Origin of the sequence: Sodalis sp. RH16 (genome assembly GCF_047324245.1) — a bacterium.
GTDB classification, from domain to species: Bacteria; Pseudomonadota; Gammaproteobacteria; order Enterobacterales; family Enterobacteriaceae; genus Acerihabitans; species Acerihabitans ligni.
In genome coordinates, this window is record NZ_CP178737.1 from 2,197,433 (window position 1) to 2,212,861 (window position 15,429).

Below are 15,429 nucleotides of genomic sequence, written 5' to 3' on the forward strand. Positions count from 1 at the left end.
TTAAACCATCTGTTCCGCCATGCTATGGACACTCAGATGCTGGAAAACGGCGCGGACCTGCGCTGGAGACAGGGATGCTGAGTCATGCGAGCGTCGAATCCGCCCAAATCTACACTTAGGTGATCATCAAAGCGCTGTCTACGGTGCAAGCGCCTACGCGTCCGGCAGAGCTTACGGAGAGCGAACGGTCGGATGCTGCTGAAGACATCAGACTGCTGGTCGACCTGCGAAGCAAACAAACAACTTATCGCGCAGTAGGACTATGTAGCTGACGCCGCTTCGGCGATTTTGGCTCTAAGCTAAACCGATACGCTGGTAGCAATCGGCACCGGTGCGTTAACGCAAGACCAGCGTGTTGTGGCGGAAGATGCGATTAATATCGGCGGTGTGTTCTTGGGCAGTTCGATTAAAGGGGAAAGCCAGGTGTGGCCGATGATAGTGGCTGACGTTGGGGCTGCGGTGGGTGTGGGGACTGGAAAAGTTGTTGTAGATATTTTTTAACAGCTAGTAGCATAAAATGCTGCTGAAACGTTAGGTAATATTAGTGGATAACTTTTCAGTGAAATTAATAACAATAATACACAAAGTCCCACCCGTTTATTAAAAAAATAGAACCCATGAAGTTGTTTTTAAATTGATGATCCTAATTAATGCCAATAGTTCTGGCCCCACTACCGGGTGACCTGCTCTCTTTTAGTTGCTCCATTCTGTCGACAATATTCTTTTTTAGCTAATCCGCGGCGTTGCCAAGCAAAAATATGCTGTTTTCGTTAAGTAAGGAAATATGGTTTAGCCATGATTTATCTTTTAGAGGCTAAATTGGGTGAGAAATAATTGCTGGAACGGTATCTCTTTAGCAAAGTGAGATGATCGACGCTGACGTCAGTGCTCTGCGGATGATCGAGTAATATATCAGCAGCTTGGTTGCTGCCAAATCAAGATTAGGGTTTACCTGGTTGCTTGATCGCATGGGAAATGGTGATGTGACTGATGGTCATTACGCTTGACCGCCTTGGACGTAATGCCATGAACGTAAGGATAACAGTGTACAGATGTTCACCTCAAATAATCGTGTTCACTGCCTGGTCGGCAGTGTCGAACTTACCAGCCCGGCAGGGACTATGGTCATGCAGGTGTTTTCGTCCGTTGTTGAATTCTCTTGATACGTCCTCCTTGAGCGTGCACATTCTGAGATTTCGAGGACGAGTTTTTTCAGGAAACAATTTTGACGTCCGCCAGTGCTAAATAAAGGACAATTAAAAGTGGTACTCGGGAGTTTGAAAGAAGGTGTCAGCATAAGTGCTATGGCGCGTAAATGTAACACTAAGCCCTACAATTCTTAAAGTAAATATGGTGGAAAGCTAAATATAGTATTTTTTAGCTTCGCTCGCATTATGTCAAATTGTGGTGAGTCTCTGTATATTTTCAATAAAGTATAGAGTTAATCGCTAGGGTGTATAAATTAAGTATGATAAGAGATTTGATTATGAAGATGTTATGTAAAATTTCCGTAGTAATGATTTTTTCAGGTATTAGTTATAGTTGTTTAGCGTCCGAATCAGTGATCGAGGCACTCTCTGACTGCAATGCTTCTTTTTTTGAGAAACTGGAACGAAATAAATCCTTAAACATAATACCGGAACAGTTTTTTAAAATTGATATTAAAGAGAAAAAAGATTTTTCGCTTGATGTTAATCATACATCTTCAGAAGGGGTTGAACTGAACCAATTCAAAGTAATTTATAAAAACTTTGATGATTACGAAGAAATAACACCAATGGACGTTAAAGGTAAATTCTATTTCTGGGGGTTTGCTTCTAATCAACCATTACATACCATTATTAATGCTTTGTCAGGGGTTCTGGATTTAAAAAAAATAGGAGAAAAAATTTATGTCTATAATCCAATGATTAAAAGTGAGGGTGACGAGTGGAGTTACAACAAATCTGCTGTTAACGGAATAGCTCCAGCTGAGAAGACGACAGAAAAAATGTTTTTTATTGAAGAAACTCAAAGTAACCAAGTGACTATTATGTGTTCATTACAGGGGAATGTAAGTCAGAAAGACCTGATTGATTCGGGCCTGTTGAAATGATAAATAAAAAAATAGCATTGTTATTCACATTGTTAGTTTCAGGGTGTATTGGATCTAATGATAAGGATCCTATCCCCGAAGGCTTTAAGCTAGTAATGTCAACTAATAAAGATAATACTTATTTTAAGCGACCCGATACATGGCATTATCAGGGTAACAAAGATGTCATTCAGATGGAAAGAGTGATTTCTTTAAAAAGAGACGATATTGTGGCAGGTAAGAGATTCAGATCTATAAAAACAAAATATATTTATGATTGTAATCACGAGAATACATACGCAACTATGCCAGCAGGTTTTTTTGCTGACAAATATGCCACCGGAGAGCCTATCGTACCCTATCCTTTCAGTGCAAGTCGCTGGTTGATTGCAAAGGCAGATTCATCAGAAGCAATGTTTTGGAAAATATATTGTGTCCAGCTAAAGGCAACAATAGATGCACAATTATAGTGTCGTTATTTGTGAGTTTATTAAGTATCCTCCGGCAAAGCAGGAGACTTAAGGGTGAGTGCCTTATGGCACTTGCGACATTGGCATAGGTGGCGCCTGCATTAACGCATCCTGCGGTTCAGATGGACAGCGAAGTGTCGCCTAGTAATGGCAATGTAGGGCGGCCAACTTAACGGCAGATGATATGGGCTGGATGGAAAGTATAAAGATGACATCGACGGTGATCGCATGCATAATGACAACACAAATGACACCATAGTTGATGCCATGAGAGGGGTTCTTAATGAGCACAATCCACTTCCGTATAGATAACGATACCAAGCGTTTGGCAACGCAGGCGGCGGAAAGGCATAAAGTGAGTCTGACGGAACTGATGCGGCAACGGGCGGAAGAACTGGCAGAAGAAGAGCGGGAATATCAGAGTCATCAACATGAATTTTGGCTTGAGCAGCAGATAGAAGACGCGTTCAGCCGTTATGATGCCGGTCAAGTCGAATTCATCAGCAATGAAGAAATGAATGCGCGAATGGACGCACTTAAGAAACTCGCAATACAGGGGAAACTGTGACAGCAGTGGTGCAATGGGCTAAACAAGCGCAGGCAGACCGGGAAGCCATCTATGTCTATCTTTACCGAGAAGCCGGAATGGTCATAGCCGACTCGGTGGATGAAAAGTTCATCGCCATGGCAACATTGCTCGAAAAAACGCCGCTGTGCGGAGTTCAAACGGGAAACAAAAGCTCTCGACGCAAACTTGTTATGCCACGACTTCCGTTCATTATGGTGTATGCCATTGAAGCCCATAAAGTGCGAATCTTACGCATTTTGCACACGTCTCGTAAGATAACGAGTCGATACCAGCAACTTTAGCCAACTCCCTATAAGTATGCATGTGCCGGTTGTCCAGGCTTCAGCGCGTCGCTTTGATCAGGTTAATAAAGCGGCAAGCTCATTCTGTCGTTCGTCATTAGCGAGCAATATTTTATTGTTCCAGCATACGGATTTGACAACATTTGGAATTGTTAAGGAACCATTTAACCCAGGCATGCGACTATGCAATTTCACTCTTATCCGTTTGCTGTGGTCGTAGAGCGGTGAGTGTACCAAGCAGTACCGGTCAGGCCTTCGGGTTCGACCATCTTTTTTTGTTTAAATGATGTATGTGTAAAAGTCCCGGCCCGCCTTAATCGAAATGATCTTTATCTTCAATAATTAATTGGTTAACGGATTAATATTGTTCTGAGTTCGTTGCTTGCTTGAAAATCTATCCCGTTTGATCAAAGGCTGAGATGCGCGCGGTCAATATAAATTGACTTGCATAGCTTGGAAAATAGCGCACCGTTACTAAAATAGCATGGTATACTAAATGAAAATATATATTCTATTATCAGCATCTTTGTGTGCTTTGAGTCTGACTTCCTGTACGGCTTCGATTTACGGAAATAAAATATTAGCAGATAAGCAGTTAAGTGACAGCAGTATAAATTTAAAAATCATTGATAACAAATCGACCATGCAGATGGTCGATAATATTTTTGGTAAAAGAGATACTGGACGCTCAATCAAAATTCAATCTTTCCCTGATGGTAAATTATCTATCGCCACCTATCATGGCAATTTGAACGGGTTAGGCGGCACTTATGCACATCGTGTGCTTTACGTGGCTTACGATGCTAATGATAAGGTCATAAATCATGATATAATTACTAATAATTTTAGCGACAAAAATAATTACGAAAAAGATTATTTAAAGTACAAAAATATCGCTTATTATGAGCTTGCTAGAAACGATAAAAAAGAAAAGGCAAAATCAATTTTAGGCGAGCCGAAGAAGATCACTTTTTCTGATGAAGGAAATTTGATGCTTGTTTATGAGAAAAATTTTAATTCAAGAGATGCATCTTCATACATTCCTATTTATAATTATGCAAACAGTACAGAATCAGGTATATCAGAAAGACTATACCTGGAGTTTGGGAGAAATGACGAGCTGGTGAATATTTACTCGGCTTCAGTTCAAATAATCCAAGGGAGAGGAATCGTCAACGCTGAAAGCTACGAAGAGAAATTCATTAGATTATCTAAATTGCCCTGACGGGCGCTTAATCATTGGTGATGGACGTAACCTACCGCATTTTTGCTTTTAACGTTAACACTCCAGACCAGACTTTTTACCCGCCAAATGGGTTGGAAACATTAGGAACTGTTAAGGAACCATTTAGGCCTGATGTGCCATTCTAAACTCTCATTATTTTGCTGTTTGCCATGGATGGGCTGGTAGTACCGGTCGGACTTTCGGGTCCGACCTTCTTTAAACACCCTGTTTCCCAAACGGCCCTCGGCATCAAACTGCTAAGTATGAACAGGCCCCAATCGGGAATAAAACATCTCGCCTCTTTCACGGTCTCTGTCGCTGCCGGCATCGGCAAACAAGGTTATCACCCGTTCGTCCGGCCCCAGTGCGCGAGCCAGGTAATAGGCGCTCCTCCAGTTCGCCGCTGATGACGCCCCGATGCGGATGCCGGTAAGATGATTAAATTCATACATGGCGCCCAATGCTTCTTCATATCCAACATGGTAAAACGGCACTTCGTCAGGAGTCATTCGGGTGATAAACGGTTGGCGAAAACCGAAACCCATCCCGCCGGCGCCTGCATACTTGTCCCGGCCATCGGGAGGAGCGAAGGTTGCAAAAGGCATCTCGCTGGGGGTGGTTCCCTGTACCTTAAGGTTCGGATTGTCGAATGCCAGCGCTGCGTATACGCCGGATAGCGTTCCGCCGGTTCCCACGGACGCCACCCAGCCATCGGCTCTGGCGCCTGCTAACTGACGCAGTATCTCTTTACCGGTCTGGTGCTGATGCACCGCCACGTTGGCCAGGTTCAAATGTTGTGACAATAGTGCCCAGCTGGGATCCCGCCGTTTGATTTCCTGGGCGCGGGCGATCATGCCCAACAAAAAATGCTGCTTATCCACCAGGGTGAGTTCGGCATTCGCCTCACGCAGGCAATTCACCAGCGTATCAGGTGAAGAATCGGGAATGACCAAATGCACGGGGATATCACAAAGATTGCCCAGCATTGCCAGCGCCCGGCCCATGTTGCCGCCGGAGGCATCCAGCAGCTTGAGCGGCCCCTGATTAAAATCGTGGCGATTGACGGCATCGCACATCAAGCCGAAAGCCGTACGATCCTTGACCGAGCCGAAAGGGTTGGCGGATTCCACTTTTGCCAGGATTCTGGCGCCTCCCTCGGGACCGGGTACCTCCTGTAACGGGGTGTTGCCGAGGGCGTCATAGAATGAGGCTAATTGCGGAAACATTTTCAGCGTTTTGGTGGGATCCGGTACGCCCTGCTGGGGATTGAATATTTCAAAATTCATCGTCGCTCCTTAGTTGATAATTCGGTAAAATACCTTTTCCCGCCATATTTCAAGCTGCGGGTGCGTTGACTTTCACCTGCCGCTCGGATTATTTAAGCTAGAACCTTGATGTTTTCACAATCGGCCCCTATCAGAGAAAGCTTATCCATAATAAAAATCATGGAAATGACAAAAATAATAGCGCTGCTGAGAAAATGTATTTATATCTGAAAGTATAACGGTAATTTTCAGCCATATCTTCGATATTAACGCAAGAAGACCGCTTAATGAGTGACGTTAATTATGGACTATTGTTAACACCATAATTAGCATTGGGTCAATTATATTTTGCTAAATATATTATTGAATTAACAACATAACATATTAATTATTTCAATAAAAATTAATGCATTTTTTGGCGTGGGACATGATTCCGAACGACCTTATTTCTGTCCGATGCTAATTAAACTCGAATAAGATTAAGAAAGCAATATATCGATATCTGATGGGCAATGGCATGACGGTGAAAGCCGGCAGCATGGTCAGCTGCCGCTCATATACCCTCATCCATGGTTAAAGGGACGGTTATTCCTGGACAACGCAATCCTTGCCCGGCGACGTTTCCCGCTTCGGGGAGAGCAGGACAAGTACCGCCGCCGCGGCGGCCAGTGTAACGGTAATCAGTACGTATAACAGCATGGAAAACGCGGAATCATAGACGCCGGTGAGCGCCGCGCGCCCCATGGGGGCAAGCATGCCGGCGGACTTGTCAAGGTTGCCCGCGGCAAGCTGGCGGGCCGCTTCTCCAACATATTGGGCTGTTCCTTCCCCGGCAATGTTTTGCCTGACGGCGAAAAGCACCAGTGACGCGAGCAGTGCGTTCACCATGGCAAGGGTAATGCCTTCGCTTGCCACCTTGGTCGTGTTGAAGATGCCGCTGGCCATACCGGCTTTATCGCGGGGCACGACGGTGACGGAAAGGCCGTCCATCAGCCCCCAGGGGAAGCCGGTGCCGACGCCGATAAGCAGAAGCGGGCCGAAAAGCTCCGACATCGGGCCGCCGGAGCCGATTTGGCTGAGCCAGAACAGGCCCGCGGCAGCGGCGATAAGTCCTCCCCCCGCCAGCCGGCTCGCCGGGATGGTCTTCGCCAGCATGCCGGCAATGGCGGGCACCGCCAGCATCGGGGCGGAAAGCGCGAGCATAAGAAGGCCGGCGTCCATTTCACTGTAGCCTTCTACCCCGACGAAACGCAACGGCAGCAGGATCAGCAGGACGACATAGGCATAACAGGTGGCAATCGGCAGTATCTGCACGCCGACAAACCTGCCATACCGGAACAGGGAGAGTTCCAGCAGCGGATGTTTGATATGGGTTTCGATAATGGCGAACACCGCCAATGCCCCCGCGCTGAGCGAAAACGCCCCGAGCACCGCGGGATCGGCCCAGCCGCGCTCCGGCGCCTGGTTCAGGCCGAGGGTCAGAAAACCGAGCGCGGCGATAAAGGATAACGCTCCGGGCCAGTCAAACCGCGCGCTGTCCGGATTGCGGGTTTCGCGCATGACGGTAAGCGCTATAGCCAATGCCATGACATCAAGCAACGTTCCCGTCAGGAAGATGGAACGCCAGCCGAAACGTTCGATGAGGCTGCCGGACAAGAGCGGTCCGAGGGCAAGACCGATGCCGAAGGTGGTGCCGATCATGCTGAACGCGCGGGTCTGCGCGTGTCCGGTGAATTCCTGGGCCAGCGCCGCGGACCCGCCCGCCAGCGCCGCGGCCGCGCCTGCGCCCTGCAGTGCGCGCAGGAGATTGAGAGTGACAATGCCGGGGGCAAAATCGAGCGCCAGGGAGCCAATGGCGAAGACGATGACACCGCCGATAAATACGCGCTTCCTGCCGTAGACATCGGCCAGCGCACCCGCGGGCAGCATAAAACTGCCAAAGGTAAGCATGAAACTGTTGGTGATCCAGTTAATCTGCGCGGCGCTTGCCTTGAATTCGATGCTAATAGTATGCGCGGCAAGCGCCCCACCGGTGAAGCTTATGGGCAGCGCCAGTGCCGCCAGGCAGACGGCAAGGAGCACCGCCAGCCCGTTTTTGCCGGTTGAAGACGCTAAGCTCGATGACATGGTATATCCCTCATTGTTCTGCGGTTGACAGCGTGATCCAGCAGGTTGCGGAATCATCTTGTTCTTTGTGCGGGCGCGGCCGTATTTATAACGCGCCGGCCCGTACACCTGGTCAGACTGTTTGTTCAGCAATCCGGGCGCGGTGGGCGTTGACCACGTCGGCCTCGTCCCGCAGCGCTTTCAATACGGAAGGATGGGCATCCATCCGCGCCTTCCAGGCCGTCACGTTCGCCAGGTGACTGACGTTGATGCCGGAGCGTTCGCCCCAAAAGGTTGCCCAGAGATAAGCATCGGCCACCGTCAGCGTGTCTCCGGCGAGATACCGGCGGCCGTCGGAAAGACGATCGTCGAGGATCTGATAGGCGGCGATGATTCTGCTGCTGGTCCACGCGATACCGGCCTCCGTCATCAGTTTGCGCATCAGGGGAATGTGCTTTTGCGCGATCTCGGTGGCGATAAAAACCAGCAATTGGTCATACTTAACTCGCTCCAGGGTGCCCTGGGGCGGGATCAGACCGGCTTCGGGATACTGGTCGGCCAGATAGGAGGTGACGACGATGGTTTCCGACAGCCGCTCTTTCGCTTCGTCCAGAACCAGTAGGGGAACGTATTGCATTGGGTTTAATTCGGCAAAGTCGTCGCCATTGGAGGTGGACTTGCCGAAAACATCAAAATGAATGAGTTCAGGCGCAATACCAAGTTCATTGGCGATGATTTGCACAGCTTCGGAGCAGGTTTTGTCAGCGATATAAAGTTTCATTTCATAGTCCTCTCGGGGAATGTTTTTGACAAAATGAAGTCTATCTGTGCCTGGAGGAGGGATAAACACCGCGTTAGGCTAAGCTCTGTATCCTGTAGGGAGACAATCCGGCGAAGGTTTGCCCTGGGGCCGGGGCAGACCCATTGGGTCCTCCCCCGGCGTAATGCTAATTGCGGATGCTGCGGAATGCCTTACGGACTTCATCCGCGAAAAGGACCGGCTGTTCAAAGGCTGCGAAATGGCCGCCGCGGGACGTCTTGTTCCAATAGACCAGGTTGGGATAGGTCTGCCGCGCCCAGGACTCGGGGGGAGTCCAGATTTCTCCCGGAAAGACCGATACGCCCACCGGGATGTGGACCGGAATGGCATAAAAATCGAGGTCCGGATGTTCGGCGTACATGCGCGCCGAAGAGGCGCCGGTATTGGTGACCCAATACAGGGTGATATCGTCGAGGATTTTGTCATAACCCAATACGCTCACCGGATCGCCGTTGCTGTCCGTCCAGGACTCAAACTTGTCGTAAATCCAGCTCAACAATCCCACCGGCGAATCGGCCAGGGCGTAACCAATGGTCTGCGGCCGCGTGACCATCTGCCAATAATAGCCCGAACCGTCCGTGCCGAACCGGGCGAGTTGATCGAATGCCCGCTGTTCATCCGGGGTAGGGTAGGCTGGCTTATCTCTGGGCGTTACCAGCGGAAGGTTGGTATGGATGGCCTTAAGCCCCGGGAGCTGCAAGCGGGCCATCTCGATGGTGACGTGGCTACCCCAGTCGCCGCCCTGGGCGACATATTGGTCGTAACCGAGCCGGCGCATCAGAGCGTGCCAGGCTTTCGCGATGCGGTTTCGGTTCCAGCCTTTATCTTCCGGCTTGTCCGAGAAACCGTAGCCGGGAAGGGAAGGAATCACCAGATGGAACGCATCTTCCGCCTTACCGCCGTGGGCGATGGGATCCACCAGGGAGTCAATGATATCAAGGAATTCAATAACCGATCCCGGCCAGCCATGGGTCAGAATGAGCGGCATTGCGTCCGGATGGCGAGAGCGGACATGCAGGAAGTGAATGCCGAGTCCGTCGATGCCGGTTTTGAACTGCGGGTATTGATTCAACCGTTTCTCTACGCGGCGCCAGTCGTATTCGGTTTTCCAGTATTCGATGAGTTCCTTTATCCGGGCAAGACGTGGTCCCTGAGAGGCGTCCGGTACCGTCTCCTGTTCGGGTAAACGGGTCGCGTCCAGACGCCGTTTCAAATCCTCTAAAACGGCTTCGGGAATAGCAATGGTGAAGGGACTGAGAAACTCTGTCCGGCCGGGTGCGCTTTTCATGGGATGGATGAAATCTAACATAGCGGTGCTCCATTATATAAAATCATTGGCAGGGATTATTTCTGTTAAGAGACGGTAACTGTTTTCGGCGGCTGGATAAATTCGTCGGCAAGTGACGCTCTGTTTCGTTCCAGGCGACAATGCAAGGCAGCTGGGCTATGAAACCGGCTGCCGGGGGAGAAGCATCTGTCAAAAGGGGGGGGAGCGGATGGATGCTTATAATGAAATGATCATTGGCGCCGGCTTGGACCGGCGCCGGCGCCAGGGTCTTTACACCGGCTATGCGGGCAGGGGGTGGCTAGGCGTCGGCAATTGTGATTACGACTTTGCCGAACGGTCCGCGGGCAAGGTGCTGATATGCTTGGCGGGCTTCGCTAAACGGATAGACCTTATCGATGACCGGTTTGATCTGATGCTGATTCAAGAAAATATTCATTCGCTCAAAGGATGTGCGGTGGCCCACGGCGATGCCGCGAATGGTCGTTTGACGGAACAGCAGCGGCATAATATCGAGCGACGCGGTCTGGCCGCTCAAAAAGCCGATTTGTGCAATCAGGCCGGCGGGTTTCGTGGCGGCCACAGACTGGTTCAGTCCGTTGCCGCCGGCGACGTCCAGTAAGAGATCGACACCGTTGCCGCCGGTAAGGGCGAGGGCTTCCTTTGCCCAATCAGGGTGTTTTTTATAATTGATGCCTTCGGCGGCGCCCAGCGCCCTGATCTTGGCCAGATTTTCATCTCTGCCCGACGTGGCGATAACGCGCGCGCCGAGGGCCGTTGCAATCTGCACCGCAAATAGGGAGACCCCTCCGGTACCTTGCACCAGCAGCGTCTGGCCCCTCTGCAAATGCCCCACATCCATCAGAGAGAACCATGCGGTGAGTGCCGCAATCGGTAACGTGGCGGTTTCCTCATCCGACAGATTGTCGGGCGCCAGGACCGCGCTCTCTTCATGGATGATCATGTATTCGGCCAGTCCGCCGGGCAGCGGGGCGCCGAAGCAGTAGTCCGGCTCGTTCGGGCCCGGCGCGCCATCTATCCATCTGGAATAGAGCGTAGAGCTGACGCGATCCCCAATCTTGAACCGGCTGACGCCCGGACCGGTCTTGACTACTTTCCCCGCGGCATCGCTGACTGGAATCAATGGCTTGGGGATCATATTCGGCTCGTACAGGCCTTCAACGATCACCTTGTCCCGATAGTTCAGCGACACGGCGCCCACCTTGATAAGCAGTTCGCCTGTTTTCGGTTCCGGGGTGGGTATTTCCTCCAACTGCAGATTTTCCATGCCAAAATCTTTCAAGAGCCAGGCTTTCATAGCATATTCCTGTTGAAAAAGAGTGCGGGTATGCGCGCCGGCAAAGGCCGCGCTTTGGAGAGGACCATCTTCCGGTTTTAAGCGGGCGGGATAAATATCCGCACCCCAACAGGACTGTTGCGTGCAGGGGAAACAATATGTGATGAACGCTTAACGCTTAACGCTTAACGCTTAACGCTTAACGTTTCACGTTAAGTCTCAAGCCAGTTGCCATGCAATGCGGGGAAATACTCCGTCACCCAATCGACAAATGCCCTTACCTGCGGGGCAAGATGCATCCTGCTGGGATAAAGCACAGATATGGGTCTTGGTTTGGGACGGTACTGCGGCAGCACTTCCACCAGGGCGCCGCTGGAAATATGATGGTCAACGCTTACCCCCAGCGCCTGGAGTATGCCGAAGCCGGCCAGACCGGCTTCGATGTAGGCCGCAGAGTCATTGACAAGAATCCCCGAGCGCAGATTAATCACGCGCTCTTTGCCATTGACCAGAAAACGCCATTCCAACGGCTTTCGCGACGCGCCGGAGAAATAATTCACCGCCTGGTGCCGGGCAAGCTCGTCCAAGGTCGCCGGATTGCCGAATTCAAGTAGATAACCCGGCGAGGCGCAGGTTATAAGGGGCGCCATGCCGATTCTTCGTCCTACCATGCTGGTGTTGGGCAGTTCACCCAGCCGGACGACGCAATCGACGCCTTCGGCAATAAGATCAATGGTGCGATCGGTGACTCCCAGAATCAACGAAATATTGGGATAGGTGCGGTTGAAGTCCCGCAGACTGGCCATAAAGCATGATTGGGCCAAAGCCACCGGCAGATCAATCCGCAGTCGTCCGCAGATATTCTCGTCATTGGCCGAGAACAGCGAGGTGGCCTCGGCGATGTCGTTCAATATATCCGTCACGCGGCCGTAAAACGCCTCGCCCTCCGCTGTAAGGATGACCTTGCGGGTGGTGCGATGGAAAAGGCGTACCCCCAGCGATGCTTCCAATTCCTGGATAATATGCGTGACGTGAGGGCGGTTTATCTGCATGGCGTTGGCCGTCTTGGTAAAACTGCCGAGATCGGCCAGCCTGGCAAAAACCCGTAGTGATTGGAGTAGTTCCATGACGCCCTTTGGTTCGATGGCGGCGGTTCGATGCCGGCGATTGCGCAAGCGCGCGATAGTGTCTTTTGCAGCAAGGGGGGACGACCTGGTCATCACCCCGATTGGTTTTAACATTTCAACGCCTATTTTTCCACCTAAGGAAAAATAAGCGGGATGATAAGGACAAGCGCCGTTAACGCGCCTGATACACCATTATTTAACAATTTGGTCTTTGCCCGTCATGATTTACCCCCTTTACCTCATTGTCAACCCAGCCTTAAAACACGTTAAAAACGTGAATCGGCTAGCAAAATCCACATTTTAATGGCCGGGAAACGGCCTGAAAAGTGTGATCCATCTCGACTGTTTCCTCAGGTTAAAAAATTCATATGACTGATAATTAACTCTATTTTCGAATCTCTTTTTGTCTCCAGCAGCATTGGCATTGCCATTGATGTATTTATGTATTGAGTTTATAACATTATACATTCAATGGAGGAGAGCATGAGCAGATCAAAAGTATGTAGCGCGGATGTTGCAATATCCCGTATAGCCCCGGGTGCAACCGTGCTGATTGATGGTTCGGGCGGCGGCGTTAACGAGCCTGGTTTTGTATTGTCGGCATTAAAGGCCCACTTCGACAAAACCGGCCGTCCCGGGCATCTGACGGTCGTCCATCCCAGCGGCATGGGAGACGGACAGGGCGGCGGCATAGATTATCTTGCCGATCCGCACTTGGTGAGCAAGGTCATCGGCGGCCACTGGAGCTGGTGCCGGAAAATGCAGGATTTGGCCGTAACGGAGCAAATCGAGGCGTGGTGCCTGCCGCAGGGGGTGATGTCCCATCTGCTGCGCGTTATTGCCGGCAATGGCCCGGGGCTGATTAGCCGGGTCGGTCTGGGCACCTTTGTCGATCCGCGTATTGACGGCGGCCGCATCAACAAACGCGCCAAGGGCGACTACGTCAGCCTGATGAATATCAATGATGAAGAGTTCCTGTTCTTTAAGGCTTTCCCCATCGATGTCGCCATTATTCGCGGCACGGTAGCCGATGAAGAGGGCAATATCACCATGGAAGAAGAGGGACTCTTTGCCGAAACCCTCTCCGCGGCGCAGGCGGCAAAAAATTCCGGCGGGATAGTGATTGCCCAGGTGAAATACCTGGCGGAGCGCGGCAGTATTGATCCAAGAAAAGTCAAGGTTCCCGGCGTGCTGGTTGATGCGGTGGTGGTGGATGCAGGGCAGCGCCTGTCCTTTGCTACCGCCAGCGATCCCAGTCTGTGCGGCGAGCTGAGGATTCCCTCCGGGGGTTTTCCGGCGCTGCCGATGAACGCCAGAAAGGTGATCGCCCGGCGTGCCGCCAAGGCCCTGATAAAAGGGGACGTTGTCAACCTCGGTTACGGCATGCCTGACGGCGTCGCTTCCATCCTGGCGGAAGAAGGCCGCGGCGATGAGGTGACCTTTACCCTGGAGCAAGGGCATGTGGGCGGTATTCCCGCTACCGGATCGGATTTCGGCATGGTGCGGAATCAATGGGCCATGATTGACGCCGGCTATCAATTTGACTGGTACGACGGCGGCGGTTTGGATATCGCCATCCTTTCTTTTGCCGAAGTCGACGGGCAGGGCAATGTCAACGTGAGCAAGTTTGGCGGCAGGGTGGCGGGGATCGGCGGCTTCGTCAATATTTCCCAAGGGGCCAAACGAGTGGTTTTCGTCGGGACATTCAAAGCCGGAAAGCAGGCCCAGGGATTTGACGCCGACGGCGTACATATTAAACAGGAAGGGGTCGCCAAGAAATTTGTCCATCGGCTGGAACAGATTTCTTTCAGTGCGTTATATGCCCGAAAACGGCACCAGCCGGTTATTTATGTCACCGAACGTTGCGTCTTTGAATTAGGTGAAAAAGGGCTGATGTTGATTGAAATTGCGCCGGGTATCGATCTCGAAAAAGATATTTTAAGTCAAATGGATTTTATGCCGGAGATTTCATCCAAACTCAAAATGATGGATGAACGGCTGTTCAGCGAATTTTCTCAACAGGTTGATCAAGAGGCCATTATATGAGCTCGCTGCTAGTGGAAAAAGAGAATCAGGTTGTTTTACTGACGCTTAATCGCCCTGAAAAAAGAAATGCCTTAAGTACGGAACTGCTCGAGTCATTAAAAAAAGTCCTGGCCGAGCTAAAAGATGCGACGGATATAAAAGCGCTGGTGATCACCGGTGCCGGAGATAAAGCTTTTTGCGCCGGTGCTGATATTAAAGAACAAACCCGGTTTACGCCGGAGCAGGCGTTTAATCATATGCGCTGGGGACAATCGATATTTGACGATATCGAACGGTTTCCCTTACCCACTATCGCCATGATCGATGGGTTTGCGCTCGGCGGCGGCCTTGAGCTGGCTTTGGCCTGCGATATGCGTTTTGCCTCTGCCCGGGCGACTTTCGGCAATCCGGAAATCACGCTGGGAAATCATCCCGGCTGGGGCGGCACCCAACGTTTGCCGAAGCTTGTCGGCCAGGCCCATGCGCGCCAGATCATGTTTACCGGTACGCCGGTGGACGCCGGGCGGGCGTTGCGCATTGGATTGGTTAATGATGTTTATCCGGTGGAAACGCTTAAGGAGGGCGTATGGCAAACCGTTGATGCCATTGCGCGGCATTATGCGCCCGCGCTGAAAAGCGTGAAATCGGTTGTCCGCGTTTCTGAGCCGGATAATGCCTATGCCGGCATGCTGGCGGAAGCCTTTGGCGTCAGTCAGCTCTGGGGCGCGCAAGCGCAAAAAGAGGCGCAAAAAGAGTTTTTTGGAAAATAAGCAATAGCGCCAGCAGCCCGGCGGAAGGGTTAATTATCTGCCGGGTATAGCAATGCTGTTTCAGTTTGCATGTGCTTATTATTGACACTAAGTTG

At 50.9% G+C, this 15,429-nt stretch carries 13 protein-coding genes and 1 pseudogene; 8 read left to right on the top strand and 6 right to left on the bottom strand.

Going from position 1 to position 15,429, the window contains the following annotated elements; translation table 11 throughout:
* Window positions 1-3: 3 nt before the first annotated feature.
* From ACL2XJ_RS09980 to ACL2XJ_RS10005, 6 genes and pseudogenes are all read left to right on the top strand, one after another.
* Window positions 4-272, top strand: a pseudogene (locus ACL2XJ_RS09980) (tyrosine-type recombinase/integrase); the annotation flags it as partial.
* A 1,214-nt stretch (window positions 273-1,486) separates the two neighbouring features.
* Window positions 1,487-2,095: a hypothetical protein gene (locus ACL2XJ_RS09985; protein WP_413726406.1), complete on the top strand. Its 609-nt coding sequence runs from the start codon at window positions 1,487-1,489 to the stop codon at window positions 2,093-2,095.
* On the top strand, window positions 2,092-2,544 hold the full coding sequence (locus tag ACL2XJ_RS09990; protein ID WP_413726407.1) for a surface-adhesin E family protein: 453 nt from the start codon (window positions 2,092-2,094) through the stop codon (window positions 2,542-2,544). The genes ACL2XJ_RS09985 and ACL2XJ_RS09990 overlap by 4 nt, the downstream gene beginning before the upstream one ends.
* Window positions 2,545-2,827: 283 nt before the next feature.
* Window positions 2,828-3,112 (top strand): damage-inducible protein J, encoded by a 285-nt coding sequence (locus ACL2XJ_RS09995; RefSeq protein ID WP_413726408.1) that lies wholly within the window; start codon window positions 2,828-2,830, stop codon window positions 3,110-3,112.
* Window positions 3,109-3,414 (top strand): type II toxin-antitoxin system RelE/ParE family toxin, encoded by a 306-nt coding sequence (locus ACL2XJ_RS10000; protein ID WP_413726409.1) that lies wholly within the window; start codon window positions 3,109-3,111, stop codon window positions 3,412-3,414. The genes ACL2XJ_RS09995 and ACL2XJ_RS10000 overlap by 4 nt, the downstream gene beginning before the upstream one ends.
* Window positions 3,415-3,910: 496 nt before the next feature.
* Entirely contained in the window at window positions 3,911-4,639 is a 729-nt protein-coding gene (locus ACL2XJ_RS10005) for a hypothetical protein (RefSeq protein ID WP_413726410.1), read from the top strand.
* Between the two features lie 257 nt (window positions 4,640-4,896).
* Here the strand turns inward: ACL2XJ_RS10005 and ACL2XJ_RS10010 are convergent, their stop codons facing one another.
* From ACL2XJ_RS10010 to ACL2XJ_RS10035, 6 genes are all read right to left on the bottom strand, one after another.
* Complete coding sequence (locus ACL2XJ_RS10010; RefSeq protein WP_413726411.1) at window positions 4,897-5,925, bottom strand: pyridoxal-phosphate dependent enzyme; 1,029 nt, start codon at window positions 5,923-5,925, stop codon at window positions 4,897-4,899.
* Between the two features lie 564 nt (window positions 5,926-6,489).
* Window positions 6,490-8,031 (bottom strand): MFS transporter, encoded by a 1,542-nt coding sequence (locus ACL2XJ_RS10015; RefSeq protein ID WP_413726412.1) that lies wholly within the window; start codon window positions 8,029-8,031, stop codon window positions 6,490-6,492.
* Between the two features lie 112 nt (window positions 8,032-8,143).
* Window positions 8,144-8,791: a glutathione S-transferase family protein gene (locus tag ACL2XJ_RS10020; RefSeq protein WP_132923754.1), complete on the bottom strand. Its 648-nt coding sequence runs from the start codon at window positions 8,789-8,791 to the stop codon at window positions 8,144-8,146.
* A gap of 166 nt (window positions 8,792-8,957) precedes the next feature.
* Window positions 8,958-10,139: an epoxide hydrolase family protein gene (locus ACL2XJ_RS10025; RefSeq protein ID WP_413726413.1), complete on the bottom strand. Its 1,182-nt coding sequence runs from the start codon at window positions 10,137-10,139 to the stop codon at window positions 8,958-8,960.
* 277 nt (window positions 10,140-10,416) lie between these two features.
* Complete coding sequence (locus ACL2XJ_RS10030; RefSeq protein WP_413726414.1) at window positions 10,417-11,433, bottom strand: zinc-dependent alcohol dehydrogenase family protein; 1,017 nt, start codon at window positions 11,431-11,433, stop codon at window positions 10,417-10,419.
* Window positions 11,434-11,624: 191 nt separating this feature from the next.
* A complete protein-coding gene (locus tag ACL2XJ_RS10035; RefSeq protein ID WP_413726415.1) occupies window positions 11,625-12,653 on the bottom strand; it encodes a LysR family transcriptional regulator in 1,029 nt (342 codons plus the stop codon).
* Between the two features lie 369 nt (window positions 12,654-13,022).
* On the opposite strand from ACL2XJ_RS10035, the gene ACL2XJ_RS10040 reads away from it, so the two are divergent.
* Window positions 13,023-14,585 (top strand): acyl CoA:acetate/3-ketoacid CoA transferase, encoded by a 1,563-nt coding sequence (locus ACL2XJ_RS10040; RefSeq protein ID WP_413726416.1) that lies wholly within the window; start codon window positions 13,023-13,025, stop codon window positions 14,583-14,585.
* A complete protein-coding gene (locus ACL2XJ_RS10045) occupies window positions 14,582-15,334 on the top strand; it encodes an enoyl-CoA hydratase/isomerase family protein (RefSeq protein WP_132923750.1) in 753 nt (250 codons plus the stop codon). The genes ACL2XJ_RS10040 and ACL2XJ_RS10045 overlap by 4 nt, the downstream gene beginning before the upstream one ends.
* The last annotated feature ends 95 nt before the right edge of the window (window positions 15,335-15,429 follow it).

Bases quoted from the DNA above. Each gene is read 5' to 3' on its own strand.
- ACL2XJ_RS09995 (WP_413726408.1), top strand. From the start codon at position 2,828: ATGAGCACAATCCACTTCCGTATAGATAACGATACCAAGCGTTTGGCA.
- ACL2XJ_RS10010 (WP_413726411.1), bottom strand. From the start codon at position 5,925: ATGAATTTTGAAATATTCAATCCCCAGCAGGGCGTACCGGATCCCACC.
- ACL2XJ_RS10045 (WP_132923750.1), top strand. From the start codon at position 14,582: ATGAGCTCGCTGCTAGTGGAAAAAGAGAATCAGGTTGTTTTACTGACG.
- ACL2XJ_RS10015 (WP_413726412.1), bottom strand. From the start codon at position 8,031: ATGTCATCGAGCTTAGCGTCTTCAACCGGCAAAAACGGGCTGGCGGTG.
- ACL2XJ_RS09985 (WP_413726406.1), top strand. From the start codon at position 1,487: ATGAAGATGTTATGTAAAATTTCCGTAGTAATGATTTTTTCAGGTATT.
- ACL2XJ_RS10030 (WP_413726414.1), bottom strand. From the start codon at position 11,433: ATGAAAGCCTGGCTCTTGAAAGATTTTGGCATGGAAAATCTGCAGTTG.
- ACL2XJ_RS10020 (WP_132923754.1), bottom strand. From the start codon at position 8,791: ATGAAACTTTATATCGCTGACAAAACCTGCTCCGAAGCTGTGCAAATC.
- ACL2XJ_RS10040 (WP_413726416.1), top strand. From the start codon at position 13,023: ATGAGCAGATCAAAAGTATGTAGCGCGGATGTTGCAATATCCCGTATA.
- ACL2XJ_RS10035 (WP_413726415.1), bottom strand. From the start codon at position 12,653: ATGTTAAAACCAATCGGGGTGATGACCAGGTCGTCCCCCCTTGCTGCA.
- ACL2XJ_RS10025 (WP_413726413.1), bottom strand. From the start codon at position 10,139: ATGTTAGATTTCATCCATCCCATGAAAAGCGCACCCGGCCGGACAGAG.
- ACL2XJ_RS09990 (WP_413726407.1), top strand. From the start codon at position 2,092: ATGATAAATAAAAAAATAGCATTGTTATTCACATTGTTAGTTTCAGGG.
- ACL2XJ_RS10005 (WP_413726410.1), top strand. From the start codon at position 3,911: ATGAAAATATATATTCTATTATCAGCATCTTTGTGTGCTTTGAGTCTG.